This window comes from Chryseobacterium polytrichastri (assembly GCF_900142445.1).
Classification (GTDB): domain Bacteria; phylum Bacteroidota; class Bacteroidia; order Flavobacteriales; family Weeksellaceae; genus Chryseobacterium; species Chryseobacterium polytrichastri.
Genome location: NZ_FRAV01000024.1, coordinates 1 through 19,266 on the forward strand (window position 1 = coordinate 1; position 19,266 = coordinate 19,266).

General features: G+C 35.5%; 16 protein-coding genes. 3 read left to right on the forward strand and 13 right to left on the reverse strand.

Annotated features, from left to right (window positions below):
* Positions 1-271: 271 nt before the first annotated feature.
* The 9 genes from BUB80_RS14770 to BUB80_RS14810 all read right to left on the reverse strand — a co-directional run bounded on the left by BUB80_RS14770 (position 272) and on the right by BUB80_RS14810 (position 11,294).
* Positions 272-823: a DNA-3-methyladenine glycosylase I gene (locus BUB80_RS14770; RefSeq protein ID WP_073294159.1), complete on the reverse strand. Its 552-nt coding sequence runs from the start codon at positions 821-823 to the stop codon at positions 272-274.
* Complete coding sequence (locus BUB80_RS14775) at positions 820-1,140, reverse strand: MazG-like protein (protein WP_073294161.1); 321 nt, start codon at positions 1,138-1,140, stop codon at positions 820-822. Before BUB80_RS14775 ends, BUB80_RS14770 begins: the two co-directional genes overlap by 4 nt.
* A gap of 162 nt (positions 1,141-1,302) precedes the next feature.
* Positions 1,303-2,718: an efflux transporter outer membrane subunit gene (locus BUB80_RS14780; protein WP_073294163.1), complete on the reverse strand. Its 1,416-nt coding sequence runs from the start codon at positions 2,716-2,718 to the stop codon at positions 1,303-1,305.
* Positions 2,705-5,863, reverse strand: coding sequence for an efflux RND transporter permease subunit (locus tag BUB80_RS14785; protein WP_073294165.1), 3,159 nt, complete (start codon positions 5,861-5,863; stop codon positions 2,705-2,707). The genes BUB80_RS14780 and BUB80_RS14785 overlap by 14 nt, the downstream gene beginning before the upstream one ends.
* Positions 5,864-5,900: 37 nt before the next feature.
* The gene (locus BUB80_RS14790; protein ID WP_073294167.1) at positions 5,901-7,016 is read right to left on the reverse strand and encodes an efflux RND transporter periplasmic adaptor subunit; all 1,116 of its coding nucleotides are present in this window, start codon (positions 7,014-7,016) and stop codon (positions 5,901-5,903) included.
* Positions 7,017-7,362: 346 nt separating this feature from the next.
* Complete coding sequence (locus tag BUB80_RS14795) at positions 7,363-8,127, reverse strand: LytR/AlgR family response regulator transcription factor (RefSeq protein WP_073294169.1); 765 nt, start codon at positions 8,125-8,127, stop codon at positions 7,363-7,365.
* Entirely contained in the window at positions 8,124-9,158 is a 1,035-nt protein-coding gene (locus tag BUB80_RS14800) for a sensor histidine kinase (RefSeq protein WP_228433832.1), read from the reverse strand. The genes BUB80_RS14795 and BUB80_RS14800 overlap by 4 nt, the downstream gene beginning before the upstream one ends.
* A gap of 243 nt (positions 9,159-9,401) precedes the next feature.
* On the reverse strand, positions 9,402-10,334 hold the full coding sequence (locus tag BUB80_RS14805) for a helix-turn-helix domain-containing protein (RefSeq protein WP_073294173.1): 933 nt from the start codon (positions 10,332-10,334) through the stop codon (positions 9,402-9,404).
* 153 nt (positions 10,335-10,487) lie between these two features.
* Positions 10,488-11,294, reverse strand: coding sequence for an SDR family oxidoreductase (locus tag BUB80_RS14810; protein WP_073294175.1), 807 nt, complete (start codon positions 11,292-11,294; stop codon positions 10,488-10,490).
* 148 nt (positions 11,295-11,442) lie between these two features.
* Here BUB80_RS14810 and BUB80_RS14815 point away from each other — a divergent pair, with 148 nt between their 5' ends.
* From BUB80_RS14815 to BUB80_RS14825, 3 genes are read left to right on the forward strand one after another with little or no spacing between them, the layout of a single operon-like run.
* Positions 11,443-12,255 (forward strand): vWA domain-containing protein, encoded by an 813-nt coding sequence (locus BUB80_RS14815; protein ID WP_073294177.1) that lies wholly within the window; start codon positions 11,443-11,445, stop codon positions 12,253-12,255.
* A gap of 46 nt (positions 12,256-12,301) precedes the next feature.
* Entirely contained in the window at positions 12,302-12,679 is a 378-nt protein-coding gene (locus BUB80_RS14820) for a hypothetical protein (protein ID WP_073294179.1), read from the forward strand.
* A 55-nt stretch (positions 12,680-12,734) separates the two neighbouring features.
* The gene (locus BUB80_RS14825; RefSeq protein ID WP_073294181.1) at positions 12,735-13,748 is read left to right on the forward strand and encodes a TQO small subunit DoxD; all 1,014 of its coding nucleotides are present in this window, start codon (positions 12,735-12,737) and stop codon (positions 13,746-13,748) included.
* Between the two features lie 194 nt (positions 13,749-13,942).
* On the opposite strand, the gene BUB80_RS14830 is transcribed toward BUB80_RS14825, so the two are convergent.
* The 4 genes from BUB80_RS14830 to BUB80_RS14845 all read right to left on the reverse strand — a co-directional run bounded on the left by BUB80_RS14830 (position 13,943) and on the right by BUB80_RS14845 (position 19,163).
* Entirely contained in the window at positions 13,943-15,517 is a 1,575-nt protein-coding gene (locus BUB80_RS14830; RefSeq protein ID WP_073294183.1) for a DHA2 family efflux MFS transporter permease subunit, read from the reverse strand.
* 604 nt (positions 15,518-16,121) lie between these two features.
* The gene (locus BUB80_RS14835; protein ID WP_073294185.1) at positions 16,122-17,225 is read right to left on the reverse strand and encodes an HlyD family secretion protein; all 1,104 of its coding nucleotides are present in this window, start codon (positions 17,223-17,225) and stop codon (positions 16,122-16,124) included.
* Between the two features lie 14 nt (positions 17,226-17,239).
* The gene (locus BUB80_RS14840) at positions 17,240-18,553 is read right to left on the reverse strand and encodes a TolC family protein (protein WP_073294187.1); all 1,314 of its coding nucleotides are present in this window, start codon (positions 18,551-18,553) and stop codon (positions 17,240-17,242) included.
* A complete protein-coding gene (locus BUB80_RS14845; RefSeq protein ID WP_073294189.1) occupies positions 18,537-19,163 on the reverse strand; it encodes a TetR/AcrR family transcriptional regulator in 627 nt (208 codons plus the stop codon). Before BUB80_RS14845 ends, BUB80_RS14840 begins: the two co-directional genes overlap by 17 nt.
* Positions 19,164-19,266: the final 103 nt, after the last annotated feature.

Genomic DNA, 19,266 nt, shown 5'->3' on the forward strand with positions numbered 1-19,266 from the left:
AAGGAATATTGGTAAATACAGAGCAAGAGCAAAACCAATAGTTCCTAAAAATCAACGAAATAGCTTATGAAATACACTAACTTAATGACATTGGGCTTTAGCCCGTTTTCATTTTAAAATACCTCCAATTGACTTTAGTCAAAACTTACTGTAAATAAAATGAGATGCTTCGACTTTGCTCAGCATGACAGTTCTAATACTAACGCTTTTATGATAACGTTCTTTTTTAGCGATGTCATACTGAACGAAGTCGAAGCATTTTAACAGAAGTCTAGATCTTATTCCACATCGGATTATGCTTTAAAACATCCTGATACACAGGGCAGCTTTCTTCATGACATCCTTTTAAAAATCCGATACTCATTAGAAATTCATTGACGATTTCTCCACCTGTAAACTTGAATGTTTTTTTGAATATTTTCATCCATTCCTCTAATGTTTTGGGATGATGATGCTCCAGCCATTTTTCAAATGAGCCGAATTCTTTTTGTAACGCGATGATGGTTTTCGCATTTTCGATGGCAGCGTTTACTTTTAATTTATTTCTGATAATTCCCGGATCACTCAACAATCTTTCACGATCCTGTTCTGTATAAGCAGCTACTTTTTGAATATCAAAATTATCGTATGCAGTTCTGAAACTCTCTTCTTTCTTTAATATCGTTTCCCAGCTCAACCCTGCCTGATTGATCTCCATAATTAATCTTCCGAATAATTCATTATCATCATGAATCGGAAATCCGTAATGGTGATCATGGTATTTTTTGTGAAGCTCTTTTCTGCTTTCGGGCTGCATTCCTTCTATTGCTGAACAATAACTCATTTCAATATATTTTCGGTCTTCGTTAAAAAATTTTCTAAGGCATCTTTTATATCAATACCGGTTCGGTCTGCTAATATAATCAACCACCAGATATTTTCACCTAATTTATGCTCGAGTTCTTCTCTGGAGTTTGCTTTTGTCCATGTCTTTTCATGTGACATGATATTTCGCCCTACCAAACCTGCATCTGTAAGATAAGCCAAAGCATCTTGTTCTAAGGTCCATTCTTTACCATTCTGCTGAATTTCCAGTTGGTGGTATTTCTCTCTGATTTCAAGAGAACGTTTTATGATTTCGTCGAAATTATTCTGACTCATTGTTTAGTTTTAATGTATAAAGATATAACTGTATTGTGACAACTACCTGTCAGTAGCATCCATAATGTATCAAAACATCCTTTTTACCTGAATAAAAAAAGCCCTGAATTACTTCAGGACTTAGAAAAAACCTATAACCATAACCTCCTTCATTGTCAAACATCAATTCGTTCCACCTCCTAAAGCCCTGTAGAGATCTACTTCTGCAATAAGCTTTTCCTGAACCACATTAATATATTCTAAGTCGTTCTGGAGTTTATTATTTTGAGCAGTTATTACGTCAAGGTAAGTCGCCATCCCATTTTTATATAATTTCAGGGCATCATTAATTCCTTTCTCTAAAATTTGTGTTCGTTGTGACAGTAAAGCCAATCGTTCAGAAGTTCCTTTAGATTTTGCCATAGCATCAGAAACCTCAGCAACTGCTGTCATTACCGTTTGCTTAAAAGTTACCGCAGATTTTTCCTGCTCAATAATGGCTGTTTTATAGGCCGTACTCAATTGTTTTTTCTGTAAAAGCGGCATCGCAAGATTGGCAGCAACCGTTTTGGTGAGTGATCCGGGAAGATCAAACCACGTATTAAACTTACTGGAATTCACCCCAATTTGTGGTGTCAGACTAAGACTGGGATACATCGCCGCTTTCGCCAATCCCGTTTTTGAATTAAGGCTAATTACCGCAAATTCTGCAGCTCTTACATCCGGACGGCGACTGAGTAACTCAGCTGGAATTCCTTCAGATAATGTATTTTCGAACATCATACTTTTAAGATTTTCTCCACGAGAGACCTGAGTTGGATATTCTCCGCAAAGAATACTTAAAGCATTTTCCTGCACCGAAATATTCTGTTTGGCTAAAGGAATCAGCAGTTCGGCCGTTTTCTTTTGTGCTTCAGATTGTTGAATAGCCAACGAATTGATCTGTCCGGCATTAAACTGCAGATTCATCATCTGAAGTGTACGGTCACTCAGTTCAATGTTTTTCTCGGCTATTTTTAACTGTTCATCCAGGCTTACCAAATTATAATAGGCCTGTGCTACCTGCACAATGATTCTTGTTTTAAGCGCATTCAGGTTTTCTCTTTGCGAAAAATAGTCTGCAGCGGCAGATTCTCTTTGCATTTTAGCTTTCCCCCAAATATCAACTTCCCATGACAGTCTTATGGTTGCACTAAAATCATCAATATACTTCTGTCCTGAAAATTGTTGATTCAACGATCCGTTCAATGAATTTCCTGATGCCCAACTTCTATTGGCTCCTGCACTTACATCCACGGTAGGCATCATAGAATGTCTGGCTTGTTTGTATGCCAGATCCAGCTGATCCATTGTTTTTAACGCATTCACTACGTCATTATTTTTATGTAAAGCTTTATCAATCAAACCAGTTAATTTTGGATCTTTGAAAAACATCTTCCAAGGAAGTAAAATGCTATCTCCGGTTACCTGTACAGAATTATTATACTGTTGAGGAATAGCAAGCTCCGTTCGTGTATATTTTTTCCCCACAGTACAAGACACCACTAATGCCGCCATTGTACCTGTTACAAGGATATTTTTTATATTAATTATTCTCATCTGTTGAATTATTATGTGAAACAATTACTTGTTTTTTAGAGGATATTTTTTCATCCACATATTGGAAAAACATATACAAAACAGGAATTACAAAAATCCCCAATATCACACCGCTCAGCATTCCCATCGCAGCACTTACACTGATGGATTTATTCCCTGCTGCCATTCCTCCTCCTGATAACATTAAGGGAATCATTCCCACAATAAATGCCAGTGATGTCATGATAATCGGGCGAAGTCTTGATCTTGCTCCTTCCAATGCAGATTCAAGTATGGATAAACCGGACTGCCTTCTTTGTACGGCAAATTCAACAATCAGAATGGCATTTTTTGCCAATAGACCAATCAACATAATTAATCCGATCTGTACATAAATATTATTATCTAAACCGATGGCTTTAATTCCCAAAAAGGCTCCGACAATACCCGTCGGGATGGATAATAATACCGCCAAAGGAAGGATGTAACTTTCGTACTGTGCAGATAAAAGCAGGTAAACGAAAAGCAAACACAGTCCTAAAATCATCATCGTTTGATTGCCCGAAGATTTTTCTTCTAAACTTAAACCCGTCCATTCGTAGCTGTAATCCGAAGGTAATTTGTCTAACACTTTTTCAAGATTACCCATTAACTGTCCATTACTTACCCCCGGTTTTGGGCTTACATTAATACTTAAAGCATTGTAAAGATTATATCGGCTTACCGATTCGGGTCCATATACTTTATGCAGCGAAATCAGCGTGTTGGCAGGAACCATTTCTCCTTTATCATTTTTAACAAAAATATCATTGAAGGCCTGCTCATCCATTCTGTACACTCCGTCTGCTTTAATATTTACTCTGTAAAACTTACCAAATCTTGAGAAATTCTGTGACTGGTCTCCTGAGAAATACGTCTGAACCGTTCCTAAAAGACTGGCTACACTTACGCCTAACTGTTCTGCTTTATCTTCATCTACTTCCAGCTCAAGCTGCGGATAATCTGCACGGAACATGGTGTACGCATAGGCAACTCCGGGAGTTTGCATTAACTGTCCTATAATTTCGTCGGCTTTCGCTTTCAATACTTTGGGATCTCTTCCCATACGGTCCTGAAGCATAATTTCAGCATCACTCGTCATTCCATAGCCTTCAACAGGAGGCATTCTGATGGTCATTATACTTCCTTCTTTAACAACCGCTAATTTTTCATTAACAACTTCCAGAATGGCATCAATATCCTTAATTGCTCCCCTTTCTTTTTTAGGTTTTAATTTCACAAATCCAACAGCATAAGCGGGTCCTGTACTATTGCTCAAAATATTAAACCCTGTGATAGAAACATTTTCATGAATGGCTTCTACCCCTTTTAAAATCTTATTGACCTTATCTGCCACTTCTGTAGTTTTCGTTAATCCTGTTCCCGGTGGCATACTGATGCTGTAAATAAATAAGCTATCATCTTCCATGGGAACAAAACTTTTTGAAGTGCTCGTCATTAACCAAGCTGCCAAGCCAATTATTACGACTACTATGCCGGCGCCCAGCCATTTTTTAGTAATTAAAAATCGGACTCCTTTTACATATCTGTTGGTTAAATTGTTAAAACTTGCATTAAATGCGGTAGAAAACTTCTGCCCGAATCCTTTTTTCTCCCCATGTCCTTCTGCATGATTATTTTTAAGGAATACCGCACACAAAGCAGGCGTTAATGTTAATGCATTGACAGCTGAAATAATAATGGCAATCGCTAACGTATAGGCAAACTGCTTATAAAATATCCCTGCAGATCCTGTCATAAATCCAATCGGGATAAATACCGCAGACATCACCAAAGTAATGGATATAACTGCCCCCGTAATCTCACTCATCGCTTTATGAGTTGCTTCTTTACCGGTAAGATCAGTTCCTTCCATATTACTGTGAACCGCTTCAACCACTACGATGGCATCATCTACAACAATACCAATGGCCAGTACTAAGGCAAATAACGTTAATACATTGATGGTAAATCCTAACACTAACAGGAAGAAAAACGTCCCCACAATCGCTACCGGAACAGCAATCGCCGGAATGATGGTAGATCTGAAATCCTGCAGAAATATAAATACCACAATAAACACAAGAATAAAAGCTTCTATCAACGTAGATTTTACCTGCCCCGTTGCTTCATCCAGCCTTTCTTTGGTGCTGATCATTTTCGAATATTTTATACCTGGCGGAAAAGATTTTGAAATTTGATCAAGAGACTTGGTTACCTCCACCTCAATATCGTTGGCATTAGAACCTGTAGTTTGTAAGATCCCCACAGTAACTGCATTTTTGCCATTAACAATATTATCGCCGCTGTAGGAAATAGATCCGAACTCCACTCTTGCTACATCTTTAAGACGGATGATATTCGTTCCATCATTTTTTACAATAATATTATCATATTGCTCCGGCTTATTTTTCTTCCCTTTGTATCTGATGACATATTCTAAGGCCGCTTTAGATTCCTCTCCCAATTTTCCGGGAGCAGCTTCTAAGCTTTGATTGGCTATTGCAGTTGAAATATCAGAAGGCAATAATCCGTAAGATGACATTTTCTGCGGATTCAACCAGATTCTCATCGAATAGTCTTTGGAACCAAACACCTGTGCCTGCCCCACTCCTTTAACCCTTTTAATTTGCGGAATAATATTGATGTTGGAAAAGTTTTGCAGGAAGACCTCATCATATTTAGAATTGTCATCCGTATAAATATTAAACATCATGATCATACTATTCTGCTGCTTAGAGGTGGTAAGCCCCATCCGGATGACTTCCTGTGGTAAAATAGGCGTGGCCTGCTGCACTCTGTTCTGCACGTTTACCGCAGCCTGATCAGCATTAACCCCTTGTTTAAAAATGACCGAAATAGAAAATGTTCCGTCATTACTTGCAGTAGATTTCATGTACTGCATATCTTCCACCCCGTTTATTTGTTCTTCCAGAGGCGTTACTACCGAACGGACAACCGTTTCACTGTTTCCACCAGGATAAGATCCTGATACCATTACCGTAGGAGGTGAGATATCCGGAAATCTTGTTACCGCTAATTGATTAAGCCCTATGATACCGAGTATAACAATGATAAGTGATATTACCGTTGCCAATACAGGGCGATCTATTATCTTTTTAAGCATTATTTAATTTTCTAGAAATGAATACATTATTGTGAGATTATTTTACAGGAACCACCTTAGGAACTACCTGGGCACCTTCAGTAAGAACATCTACCCTGTTAATGGCAATCTTATCGCCTGCCTTTACCCCTGACGCTACGAAATAATCATTGGCAGTACCTCCCGAAAATTCTACAGGAGACATGATCACTTTATTACCCACACTCAGTTTATAGACGAAAAATTTATCCTGAATATCTTTCACCGCAGTTTTAGGCAGTTTAACCACTCCGTTCATAAATTGATGTACCATTACTCTTGCTGTTCCGCCTGCTCTCAACAATTTATCAGGATTTGTAAATACAGCTTTCATCTGCATACTTCCGGTATTGGCATTAATATTTCCACTGGCAGATTCTAATTTCCCTTTGTAGGTGTAAGTTGATCCATCCGCTAGTAAAAGCTCCACCATTCCTGTATTATTATCTAATAAAGCCTTGGAATGTCTAATATAATCTGCTTCATTCATCGAGAAATAAACATTCACCGTATTGATATCAGAAAGCGTAGTTAACGGTGCTGTAGCCGAAGGTGAAATAAGATTTCCAATACGATTGGGTATCCTGCCAATATATCCGCTAACGGGAGCTTTAATATTCGTAAAATTCGCATTGATCTGGGTAGATCCTAACGCCGATTTTGCCTGAGTTACCTGAGCCGCCGCCGACTGATAAGCCGTCTGCGCCGTTCTTAACTGCATCTCAGAAACTACTTTACCCGCTACAAGAGGTTTTAACTTTTCAACTTCCAGTTTAGCCGTTGCAAGATTGGCTTCAGCTGTTTTTACCGCTGCGGTACTGCTTGTTACTTCCTGATTATACACAGAAGGATTGATTCTGAAAAGGGTTTGCCCTTTATTCACATATTGTCCTTCTTTTACATAAACAGCTTCCAGATATCCCGTTACCTGCGCACGGATTTCCACGTTATCTTTTCCTTCTATACTCCCGGGGTATCCTGTAGAAATATCGGCATCTCCGTTTTTAAGCTGAATGAAATCTGTAGGCAATGCTACAGCCTGAGGTATTTCATTTTGTTTATCGCCTGAATGGCAGGAATACATCACAGTTGCCAATGCAATGACCGATGCAGCATAACTTATTTTATAGTTCATAATGATTTAATTTTCCTTTTAATCCTTGGCAAAATAACTTATTAAACAAGGTAGAAAAGTTGAAAATCTTAGTGAACCGACAATAATAGGCTTTGAAATGTTGGATACCCAAAATGAAAAGAAAACAGGCAAATATTGAAGAAATCAAGCCTTTAAAATTAAAGAATTAGAGTAAAGAAATCAATAAAAATAGAGTAATCGTAGCTTATTACCATGCATCAGAAATTCAGACTAAATTCCTAACCGAATAGCCACCGAAATGAATAATGAAAATAGAATATTTTAAAAGTTTAAATAGCTTCGATGAGGTTTATCGTAGCCAAAGAGTAACTCAGAAACTCCTACGCTAATATTCCATCCAGGATTTAAATAAAGGCGCTTTTTCTCTGCTAATAATAACCTCAATATCAGAATGCTTTTTTATTTCTACTTTCAATTTATTATTAAAGAGATTATAAACCTGACTTACAGAATCAATATGAATAATAAACTGTCTGTTGGCCCTAAAAAACAAGGCAGGATCTAACTGTTTTTCCAATTCTTCCAACGTTTGAGGAACAACCTCAACATTTCCATTGTTAAGTATTGCTTTACAGACTCCGAGCTCTGTACAAAAGAAAGAGATATCGTTTATCAATACAGCTTTGTATCCTTCTCTATGCGCCAAAAGAAAGCGTTTCCTATATTCTTTAGGCTGCATATAATTCATCAACCCTTCAATTGCAGTGCTTACCATTGGTATCTTTTCCAGAATATTCTCATAGCTTTTTAAAGCAGTATCTAATTCTTCTTCCTCCACAGGTTTCAAAAGATAATCAATACTGTTATACTTAAAAGCTTTTACTGCATATTCATCATAAGCCGTTGTAAAAATTACAGGACACTTTACTTCAATCTGATTGAAAATTTCAAAACTCAAACCATCTGCCAACCGTATATCCATCATAATAAGATCGGGATGTTCATGAGTTGTAAGCCAAGCTACAGATGAAGCTACAGATTCTTCCACCGATACGATTTCCACTACAGGACGTAATTTCAAAAGCAACCTTTTTAAACGATCTGCATTAGGTTTTTCATCTTCAATGATTAAAATTGTATTGAGTTTCATAATAATGGGATTTTTGCGATGAAGTCTTTTTCAGTTTTTATAAGTAGCGGCTTCCTGTCACTTAACAGTTCAAATCTGCTGATAATATTTCTAATACCCACACCAGACGATTCCGCTTTAGTGAGAAGAGGAAGCAAGGTATTATGAACCACTAAATATTCGTCTTTCGTGGTATAAATATTTATATGTAGAGGATTAGTCTTTGTGGTTTGATTATGTTTAATTGCATTTTCAACTAAAAACTGTAAGGTTAAAGGAGGGATTAATGCCTTAGAAAATTCTTCACCTACATTAATTGTAAATACGACTCCATCCCCAATTCTTTTTTTGGTAAGAAAAATATAGGAATCCAAAAATTTCAGTTCGTCATCCAGCGCAATTACATCTTTCTTTGAATTAACGAGAAGATAGCGGTAGACTTTAGCGAAATTTTCAGAATATTCATATCCAAGCTGTTGGTCTTGTAAAATAAGTTCGGAAAGAACACTCAGATTATTAAAAATAAAATGAGGATCTATCTGTAATTTAAGCGATTGAAGTTCAGCCGCCATAGCTGCCTGTTTGTGCTGAAGCGCTGTAAGTTTATGTTGCGCGGCTTCCATTGATGTTTTTTTCCAGTTGGTGAGTAAAAAATCACCTGTATGAATTGCGCTAATAATAAGCGATACCACAACATCTGTAGCAACCCATTGGCTAAGCCATGAATACTCTTTGTACTGCTGTGAACGGGATAAATTTTCGAAAGTATTTAGGAAAATCAAATTAAAAATAATAACAAATGCGATACTCACAATAATATGAAAGAAAGCCTGTAGGAATAATCTTTTCCCAGGTTGGTTGGTCCATTCAATTTTTTTGTTGAGAATTTTATCTATCAATAAACTGATTTCACAAATAATGATGCATAAAAAGAAGCACCATAAAAAGTCGTACAAAATAGTAAGCCCATTGGGTGAAGAATAGGTTTCCCAGTAGGTTCCGAAAGGGTCTATCAGATAAGAAAACAAATAATAGGTAAATATAGAGATCATATAAATAAGCAGTCTCTTTTTAGTAACTGACTTTATTATTTTCTCTCTTTTCTTTAATTTTTTTAACATACACTGAATAACAACCTAGGTCTTTTTGTATCTATAATTTTGTAAAGATAAATATTGTCCTATAATCAGAAATATGTTTTTACACGAACAAACAAAATTAAACCATGAAGTGTACTTTATTGAATTTGAAACGTTTTAAAAATTTAAGATCTCTATTCTTTAGACTTAGCAAGATTATTCTGATGGATTGTTTACATTTTGAAGTGATTGTTTGTATTCGTTGGGGGTAAGTTCTGTTTTCTTTTTAAATAATTTACTGAACGATTGTGGATGTTCAAACCCCAATTGATACGCCGTTTCAGAAACTGAAAAATGAGATTCAAAAAGATATTCTTTAGCCTTTTCAATCAGTTTATCGTGAATATGCTGTTGCGCATTTTGTCCTGTATGATGGCGAAGCATATCACTCAAATATCTTGGTGTAAGGTTGAGTTGTGAAGCTAGATATTCTACAGTCGGAAGCCCTTTTATTTCTTTTTCTTTATCAAAATAATCATTTAATAAATCCTCCATTTTAGACAACAGATCATTATTGGCTGATTTTCTGGTGATAAACTGGCGGTTGTAAAAACGATTGCTGTACGTCAACAATAATTCGATCTGAGAAATAATAACATCCTGGCTGAATTGGTCTATCCGTTCATTCAATTCATTCTGAATATTTTCAAAAACATCAGTAATTGTTTTCTTTTCTTTTTCAGAAAGATATAAAGCTTCTGCCGCAGAATAGGAAAAGAAACCATAGTCTTTTATTTTTTTAAGTAAAGAATAAGGTCTGATAAAATCCGGGTGAATATGTAATGACATTCCGCTATAATTGGTTTCTCCACTATTCAACCTCAGCACTTGCCCGGGTGCCACAAAAGACAATCCTCCTTCTTGAAAATCGTAATATCCTTGTCCGTATCGGATCTTACCGTTAAATTTTGTTTTAAAAGAAATTTTATAGAAATCTGTCTTCATTCCATGCTCAAAGTCTGCAGGATTAAAATGAACTTCTCCATAGTCCATAATACTGATCAGCGGATGCTGTGGAACGGGTTTTCCCATCGCCTTATGCAAAGCCGACAAAGATCTAAAATGAATGGGTGACTGGCTGGTTTTCATACTACAAATATAAGATGAGAATGGGATAAGTGTTTGTAAGGAAAGAAGAATTATTGGTGAATTTTGCTTCGCAAGTGAATTGTTAATGGTGAATCTGAAAATATACTCAATACATTCACAAGCAAGGCGAATTCATAATTGACCATTCAACTGTTAAAATACAAAACCTGACTTTATTTTCTGTACCTGAGCTTCAGCACCAATTTCAGTTCTTTCGCTGTATAAAGTATTTGCATCTTTTCCCGCAACATATCTTAACTGATCTTTTCCGTCTGTAGCTGCCTCATAAATAACATAGGCAATATCTTCCGGTTTTGAATAATTTGCAATCTGTTCGGGGCTATATCCTTCCTGAACTTTATCCATTAATTTCTGATATGCCTTATGTTGCGCTCCGTCTAAAGATCGTCCGGCAAAATCAGTTTGTATTCCTCCTGGAGCCACTACTTTTACCTGAACTCCAAATTGCGCCAATTCATATCCCATACTTTCTGAAAATCCGTCAACCGCAAATTTTGTTGCACTGTAAATAGAACATGTAGGAAAACCTATTAACCCAAAAATTGAAGTTATATTAATAAGAACACCTTTTTTTCTCTCTCTGAAATAAGGAGTAAAACCTTTCGTAATACGAATTACACCCATTAAATTGGTTTCAATCTGCGTTTTGATCTGTTCGTCTGTAAAAGCCTCCAAAGGCCCTACCAATCCGTATCCTGCATTGTTGAGAACAACATCTATTTCATAATTGCTAAGAACGTAATCAATCGTTTTTGTAAGCTCTTGCGGGTTGGCTATATCAAGCTTCAGCACCGTTACGTTTTCCAATTGGGTAAGTTCTGTTTCCACTTCAGGCTTTCTCATCGTTGCAATCACATTCCAACCTTTGCTTTGAAATAATTTTGCAGTTGCTTTTCCTAAACCTGATGAGGTACCTGTAATAAAAATTGTCTTTTGCATGATGGTAAATTTTATACTGCAAAGTTGCTTAGAAGTCATGAGTTAAAAGTAGCCAAATTGAGTTTGGTTGTAGTTGTTTTGACGAAAAACCATATTTTGATATAAATACTTAAATAAGTATTTTAGCGATTGAAATACTTATTCATTTATGAAATATTTTTCTTTTTTATTTATGTTCTTAATTCTGAGCTGTAATAAGTCTAAAATTTCTGAAACAAAAAAAGAGCTTCCTCAGCAAAATATAGCTCTAGTAGTAGACGCTTCACTTTCTATGATTTCCAAAGACTTTGAACCTGACAGAATAACTGTATTAAAAGATTTATTAAAAAACGCAGTTACATATAAAAAGGAAAATCAGGCATTTTCGATAGTTGTTTTTGCGGGAAACTCCTATTTAATATGTCCAATTACAAAAGATCAAAAGAAATTAATTGCTGCAATTGATAGGATAAATTTCAGCCCCTATAACTTAAAACCTGGCACCAATATTCCTCATGCTTTATTGAATGGCTTATTGTCATTAAAAAATGAGAAATCTAATAAATCCATATTTATATTTTCTGATGGAATCACATATCCTATCAACGCATATCCTCTAAACATTCCTATTGAGGAAGCAAATAACAATGAAATAAAAATCAGTTCCGTTATTATTACTCCTAAGGACTTCACTATTTCTCCAAAAGCAATGGATGAAAATGGCGATCTTGTTTTCAAAAAAGAGAAAGCAAAACCAATTGATACTAAGGCATCAAGAGAAATTTCATCGAAAACAGGTGGAATTTCTAGCATATTTTACACTAATAAAGAACTTAATAATTTTAATTTTCAACAACTACTTTCAAAAGTTCAAGCTTTCAAATTCAAAAAGTATTTGTATAAAACGGATCGTGATAAGCTTAGTAAAATTTATAAAGAAATTGAAATGACTAATGACAGTTTAGCTGTCATATTCAAATAAAAATAAACTTTAAACTATTCTCTAAATAAACCGTAGTTTTGTAAAGATGCCAGGCACCAGAACATATAGTAATTTTTATAAAACAATTGTAGTCATTCTACTTTTGTCTTTTTCATTATCTCCATGTTCTGTAAAAAGAGATCTTCTGGGTGTTTTCGATATTCAACATATCAGTACTTTAAACAAAGTAAAAACTACAGTTAGCCCAACAGTACAATGTGATCTTGTTCATCAAAATTTCTCTTCAAAGACTTCTGTTTCAAAAGCAGATTTCAAGTTTAAAGAAACTTTCTCATTTCAATTAACATCAGTTTCCAATTTTTCTGAGGATACTATTTTTCAAAACAAATATTCCGCAACCACTAGCGGAAACAGTCCCCCAAAATATATTTTATTTAAACAATTGAGGTTAAATTTAGTCTAGATTCAGTTCATAGATCATTTTTTAACAATCAATTATTTAGTAAAATATCAATTCAATGAAAAATAGTACCAATCAGCCTACTGATATGGCTGGTTTATATACGTTGTCGATCCGAATGGTTATCGGGTGGACTTACTTCTCAGCCTTTTGGCGCAGACTCGTTCTCGAAAACAAACTCGATCCTGATGAAGCAGGATATATCGGAGAAAAATTTAATCATTTTTTACCCAATGCTTTAGGCATCAAACCGCTCATCGAATATTTGGTGACCCATCCAGAAACTCTGCATACTTATATGATGACTTTTACCATTGTTGAAGCAGTGGTAGGATTATTTATTATTTTAGGTTTATTCACCAGATTAATGAGCATCGGGATTTTTGGTCTTGCCATGGGAATCTTATTAGGTTCAGGCTGGATAGGAACAACCTGTCTGGATGAATGGCAAATTGGTGTTCTGGGAATTGCGGGCGGATTTACCTTATTTCTAACAGGAAGTGGTTCTTATTCATTGGATCATTATTTCCTGAAAAAAGGCTTTAAGTTTACTCAGAAAAAGTGGTTTAAATGGATAGGCTCCGGCATATTTCCTATCTTGAATCCTAAACTTTTTGTATTGACAGGTTCCCTTTTAATTTTCGGACTTACGCTTTACACCAATCAATATTTTCATGGAGGCGTTTGGGGAACTTTGCATAATAAATCGATAAAACCTAAAATTGAAATTTCTAATATTTCGCTTAACAATTCAAATTTAAAGTTTGAAGTTTATAGAACAGAGGGCGTAGATGTCTATGGATCTTTCCTTATCGGAATCCATATTTTAAATGAAAAAGGAGATGTTTTAAAAGCATTAGATCATGCCGAACTTTCAAAGTTTTCAAAGGAAAACATCAACAATCATTATGTGGCCAAAGTGAAAAATGGTAAACATAGCTTGATTATACCACTTGGAGCGAAAGCTGATTTAACCGTTAATATCGATGATCTTATGGCTCAAAAAGATAAGATTCATACGTTGAAATTAATTGATATTAGTGGGATTGAATGGAAGGCGAGAATTAAATGATAGTTTTGAACCATTAAGGTTTTGTTAAGTTGTTAAGATTATTAGGTTTAGATCCTTCGGCTCCGCTCAGGATGACATCGCTAATACTAATCGTTCAATAATAAACAATTCTAAGCATCTTCTTTATTGTAAAGCCTTGACCAAAAAAAATCCTCCGAAAGTTTTCGGAGGATTTGTATTTATTTCAATATCATTTAGTGTACACCACTTAAATCTATTTTTTCTTTGCTTTTTCGTTCTTTCACTAATAAGATAAACGGAATACAAACTAGGAAAGCAATTCCTAAATAAAGGAAAACGTCCATATAAGATAATACCGTTGCCTGTTTGGTGACCGAAAGATCAAGCATTTTATACGCTGCATTCATTGCTGCATCGGGAGTCATCCCTTTTGCCATGAAGCTTGCCTTTAATCCTGCTAATCTTTGCTGGACATCAAAGTCGTTGGAATCTAAATGGGAGACCAAATTAACTCTGTATTTCTGGCTGGCATTTGCAATAAATGTGGTGATAGCCGCGATCCCGAAAGATCCTCCCAACTGTCTCATCATCCCTGTAAATGCTGCTCCTTGTCCAATTTCCTGACCTTTCAAAGTACTTAATGATAAAGAGGTAATTGGAATAAACAATAATCCTAATCCTGCTCCTCTTACCATCAACATCCAGAAGAATGCATCTTTACCAGTGTCCGGAGTTAGAATTTTATATCCCCAGAAACTATAAACGAAGAACGTAAATAATCCTAAAGAAACCAAGATCTGTTGTTTTACTCCCTTCGAAAGCAACTTACCAATAATTGGCATCATGAAAGCGGTTGTTAATGCCGCCGGAATCATTAATGCTCCTGATTCTAAGGCCGTCCATCCCAAGATACTCTGAGTATATAAAGGAACAATAAATGTTGAACCATACAACCCAAATCCTAATACAAAGGACATGACCGTTCCGATTCTTAAGTTACTGTTTTTCAAAACCCTCAGTTCTACAATCGGATATTTGAACGTAAGCTCTCTCCAAAGGAATAATATAAATCCTAACACTGCTGTTACAGTAAATAGTACAATCCATCCACTTGCAAACCAGTCTTCTTCATGACCTCTTTCTAAGATATACTGTAATGAACCTACGGTAACTGCCAATAAAGCAATTCCTAACCAGTCTACATCCGAAGCTTTACGTTTTTCAGCATATTTCGGACTTTTTATAAACTGTAATGTCATTAAAGTTGCTGCAATCCCGATTGGAATGTTAATATAGAAAATATATGGCCAACTGAAATTATCAACAATATACCCTCCTAATGGTGGACCTAATGTTGGACCAATAATTACTCCCAAACCATAAATAGCCTGAGCCATACTTCTTTTTTCAATAGGATAAGATTCTGTAATAATGGTCTGCGATGTTACCAATAAGGCTCCACCTCCAATTCCCTGACATAATCTAAAGAATACCAACTCCCAAATATTATCTGCATTACCACATAAAAACGAGAACACGGTAAAAATGATAATAGAAGCTGCAAAGTAATTTCTTCGTCCAAACTGTTGAGAAAGCCAACTCGTCATTGGCACCACAATTACGTTACCAATGGCATACGCCGTAATTACCCAACCCACTTCAGAAAGTGTAGATCCCAGGTTACCTTTCATCTCGTTCAGGGCAACGTTCACAATCGTGGAATCCACAATTTCAAGCAAAGCACAAAGAATAGCTGTGATCGTAATGATCACTCTTCGGGCTCCATATTCTACTAATGAATCTTCCATAGTTTTTTTATAGGTATTAAAAAATTAAGAGATTATGAGGTCTAGAAATTTTAGAAATCAGAACAAGTTTTTTACGAACTAACTTTGTTCTTTATTAAAATTTTTGCTTGATTTTTAAGGATTAAGATTAATACTCTGTTTTGGCTAAAGCCAATTGAAATTTCAATCTTTTTGTTAAACGGGCTAAAGCCCGTTCCTATTGATGAGCCTACTCGGCTGTAAATTATTTAGGTATTACATATGTAAATAATTCAAATCAACCATCAATTTCTAAATCCCTTAATTCCTTACTATTTTTAATTATTTTTTAAAAGTGAATTGTCAATTATTAATCAACTCCATTGTCAATTTTACTACTTCATTTTCCAACTTCATCATTGATTTTCATCTACAAAGCCGATATCAACTTCTCTATCAGTTTTCTGCTTCATTATACTTCTGCATTGAACTCCATCTGCAATATCATCTTCATTACCTCATTTCCCTCTTCATCACTGAATCCTTCCACAAGATCGGCCTCCAACTTCATCATCAATTTTTCTGCTTCATTTTCTATTCACAATTGACTTGCTTCAGCAAAATTGACAATCCACCTATTTAAATATTATTTCAAAGAAACTTCGGCTTTCACGTTCATTCCTGTTCTTAGCTTTTTAGCAATGTTTGGATCCAGTTTTACAAAGTCTATTTTCACAGGAAGTCTTTGTACTACTTTTACGAAGTTACCACTCGCGTTATCCGGAGGAAGAATAGAGAATGTAGAACCTGTAGCCGGAGAGAATGAACTTACGACTCCATCAAATTCTGTATCTGGGAAAGCATCGATTTCGATTTTTACTTTCTGACCTTCTACCATTTTATCAACCTGAGTTTCTTTAAAGTTAGCAACCACCCATTTTTGGTCATTTTTAACTAAGCTGAATAACTGAGATCCTGCCTGTAAATACTGTCCTACCTGGATTGGAACTTTCCCTACATATCCGTCTTCTGAAGCAAGGATAATAGTGTAAGAAAGATTTAGTTTTGCATTTTCTACATCAACTTCTCTTTGTTTAGCTACTGAACCTGCAACACTGATTTGTTGAGAACTTGCAGCTGTCTGAGAAGAAGCGATGCCCGTTTGTTGAGCAATTTGATTTCTCTGATCAACCAAAACCTGTAATTGTCTGTCTGCAGATTGTTTTGCAGCTAGAGCCTGCTCGTATTGTTGTTCTGTAATTGAGTGGTCTTTTACCAAAACAGAATATCTTTTTAGATCCTGATTGGTTTTCCAAACGTTTACTTTTGCGGCTTCAATTTGAGCATTTGCTGTTGTAACAGCTGCTTCTGAACTTCCTATATTTTTAGATGTTGCTGTTGTGCTTGCCTGAGCGTTTGAAATATTGCTTTTTGCAGTTGTTAAAGCTGCTTCAGCTTGCACCAAAGCCATTTTTTGATCTCTGTTATCAAGGATAACCAAAGTATCTCCTTTTTTAACTAACTGATTATCTTTTACTTTTATCTGCGTTACATATCCTGAAACTTTAGAAATCACAGGGCTCATGTTTGAAGCAATTTGAGCATCATCAGTCTCTTCATGAAATTGTCCGTAAGAATATGTTCTGTATCCGTAGATCCCTCCCACTACTACGACAACCGCTAAAATGATTGGGAAAACTAAACTCTTTTTCTTTTTAGGCTCAGTTACTGGTGTATTATTATTTTCCATTTTTGGTCTTAATCTTATTTAATTGTTAAAGTTCCTGTAGTTTGTAATAGTTTTCTGTATGCCAATGCTGCATCTGCTTTTGCATTAATAACGCCAACATTTGATGAAATTTGTGCTGCATCCGCATCTAACAATTCGGTCATAGTAGCCAAACCGTTATCATATTTATTTTTTGTAATTCTGTAGTTTTCATTAGCCTGCTCAGCAGCTTTTTCATACACTACGATTCTCTTTTTAGAGTAATCTGTGTTTTGATATTCTCTGTTAACGTCAAGCTTAATGTTGTCATTCAATAATTCATCATTGGCAGCTAACTGCTTTTCTCTAGCCTGAGACTGTCTTAATGAAGAATTTTCTTTCCAAAGATTTGACAGATTATAAGAAATCCCAACCCCAACATTTACCGCATTGTAAAGGGTAAGGAATTTTGGAATGTCTGCCGCTACATAACCACCTGTGAATGCTATTGAAGGAAGGTTTTCAGCTTTTGCCGATTTAGATCCCAACTCAGCTGCTTTTCTTTGTTGAGCTAAAGCCTTTAAATCTTTACGGTTTTCTCTGGCCTCATTTACATAAAAGTCAACTGCTTTTACTTCAGCACCTTCGTCAATATAATTTTGATCTACTTCAATTTCAGTATTATCAGCTAATCCTAATAAAAGGTCCATATTGATGTTGGCAATATTGTAGTTGTTTTTGGCTTCCAATAATTGCAATTCGATATTTGAAGTCTGAAGGTTTGCCTTTAAACGGTCATTTCTAGCAATAACTCCGTTGTTTTCTAGTTTAAGAAAAGTATCATCTCTTTTTTGAGAAGCGGTAAGGTTTTCTTCTAAAACTTTGATAGATTGGTTTGCTTTAAATAAATTATTATAAGCCTGAGCAACGTTATAAGCAATTGCTATTTTATCATTCTCTGTACTTAATTTCGATGCTTCCACCAAGTATTTTGCAGACTGTATCCCATATTTAATTCTTCCACCATTATAAATCGGAACACTAAGATTCACAGATCCATAAGCCACCTGATGAACATCCGGACCTCCTGCTGCTGAGACACCAGGAATTTTTAAATCAATATTCGGCTTAATTGGTAGATACATATAGCTCCCCGAAACTTTTAATTCTGGAAGTTGCTTGTTCTTTGCTTCCAAAAGATCAGCGGTAGCTTCTTCTATTTTAGCCGCATCAATCTTAAGGCTCTTGCTGTTTTGGATTCCCAACTGCACAGCTTCATCAAGGGTGAGTTGTTTTTTCTCCTGAGCATTTGTGTTTGCCATTCCTATAAATAGAGAAAGTGCAATAACTGAATTATTTATTCTCTTCATAACCCAAAAGGTCTTTTAGTAAATATTTAGTATGTTTATTAAGTTCTGTGTAGTATTTCTCGTCAAAAACCTCGTCGTCTTCAGTATCATTAAGGAATTCTTTATACATTTCCTTAGCGTTTGATGCATAAAATAAAGTTCCACTTACTGTAGAATGTAGCAGATAGATTGGAGGGTTTTTCGTAAAAACGCCATTCTTCAGGCCACTTTCTAATATTTTCGAGTACATGGCGATAAATCCCATTTTTGTCTGCTTCAAAAACTCCAGAATCTGAGGATTTTTTGCATACAATTGCTCTCTTTGCATGATTCTGTAAAAGCATTGGTTGTGTCTTACTTTTCCTGCAAACTGATCCACTATTTTTTCTATCTTTTCCCATTCATTAATGTCGGTTCTTTCCAAAATATCTTTTGAAAAGAATTGCCCTTCACTCATTCTGTATTCCACCAATTTTTCATACAGCTTTTCTTTAGAACCGAAATAGTAAGATATCATAGAAATATTCACATTCGCAGCCTTAGCAATCTCTCTGGTAGAGGCTCCTTCGAAACCCATTTCAGCAAAGATTTTTTCTGCGGCGAATAAGATATTTTCTTCTTTTGAAATCATTATACTCTCATTTTTCAAGGCGCAAATTTACACAAGATTTTGAAATAATCAAACGTTTGATTGATTATTTAATGAAAATTTAATTTTCGCTAATGTAATACCC

Excerpts from the sequence above, each read along its gene's own strand:
- BUB80_RS14835 (WP_073294185.1), bottom strand. The coding sequence starts at position 17,225 with ATGGAAAATAATAATACACCAGTAACTGAGCCTAAAAAGAAAAAGAGT.
- BUB80_RS14780 (WP_073294163.1), bottom strand. The coding sequence starts at position 2,718 with ATGAGAATAATTAATATAAAAAATATCCTTGTAACAGGTACAATGGCG.
- BUB80_RS14770 (WP_073294159.1), bottom strand. The coding sequence starts at position 823 with ATGAGTTATTGTTCAGCAATAGAAGGAATGCAGCCCGAAAGCAGAAAA.
- BUB80_RS14795 (WP_073294169.1), bottom strand. The coding sequence starts at position 8,127 with ATGAAACTCAATACAATTTTAATCATTGAAGATGAAAAACCTAATGCA.
- BUB80_RS14785 (WP_073294165.1), bottom strand. The coding sequence starts at position 5,863 with ATGCTTAAAAAGATAATAGATCGCCCTGTATTGGCAACGGTAATATCA.
- BUB80_RS14840 (WP_073294187.1), bottom strand. The coding sequence starts at position 18,553 with ATGAAGAGAATAAATAATTCAGTTATTGCACTTTCTCTATTTATAGGA.
- BUB80_RS14820 (WP_073294179.1), top strand. The coding sequence starts at position 12,302 with ATGCCAGGCACCAGAACATATAGTAATTTTTATAAAACAATTGTAGTC.
- BUB80_RS14810 (WP_073294175.1), bottom strand. The coding sequence starts at position 11,294 with ATGCAAAAGACAATTTTTATTACAGGTACCTCATCAGGTTTAGGAAAA.
- BUB80_RS14800 (WP_228433832.1), bottom strand. The coding sequence starts at position 9,158 with ATGATCTCTATATTTACCTATTATTTGTTTTCTTATCTGATAGACCCT.
- BUB80_RS14790 (WP_073294167.1), bottom strand. The coding sequence starts at position 7,016 with ATGAACTATAAAATAAGTTATGCTGCATCGGTCATTGCATTGGCAACT.
- BUB80_RS14805 (WP_073294173.1), bottom strand. The coding sequence starts at position 10,334 with ATGAAAACCAGCCAGTCACCCATTCATTTTAGATCTTTGTCGGCTTTG.
- BUB80_RS14775 (WP_073294161.1), bottom strand. The coding sequence starts at position 1,140 with ATGAGTCAGAATAATTTCGACGAAATCATAAAACGTTCTCTTGAAATC.
- BUB80_RS14830 (WP_073294183.1), bottom strand. The coding sequence starts at position 15,517 with ATGGAAGATTCATTAGTAGAATATGGAGCCCGAAGAGTGATCATTACG.
- BUB80_RS14815 (WP_073294177.1), top strand. The coding sequence starts at position 11,443 with ATGAAATATTTTTCTTTTTTATTTATGTTCTTAATTCTGAGCTGTAAT.
- BUB80_RS14845 (WP_073294189.1), bottom strand. The coding sequence starts at position 19,163 with ATGATTTCAAAAGAAGAAAATATCTTATTCGCCGCAGAAAAAATCTTT.
- BUB80_RS14825 (WP_073294181.1), top strand. The coding sequence starts at position 12,735 with ATGAAAAATAGTACCAATCAGCCTACTGATATGGCTGGTTTATATACG.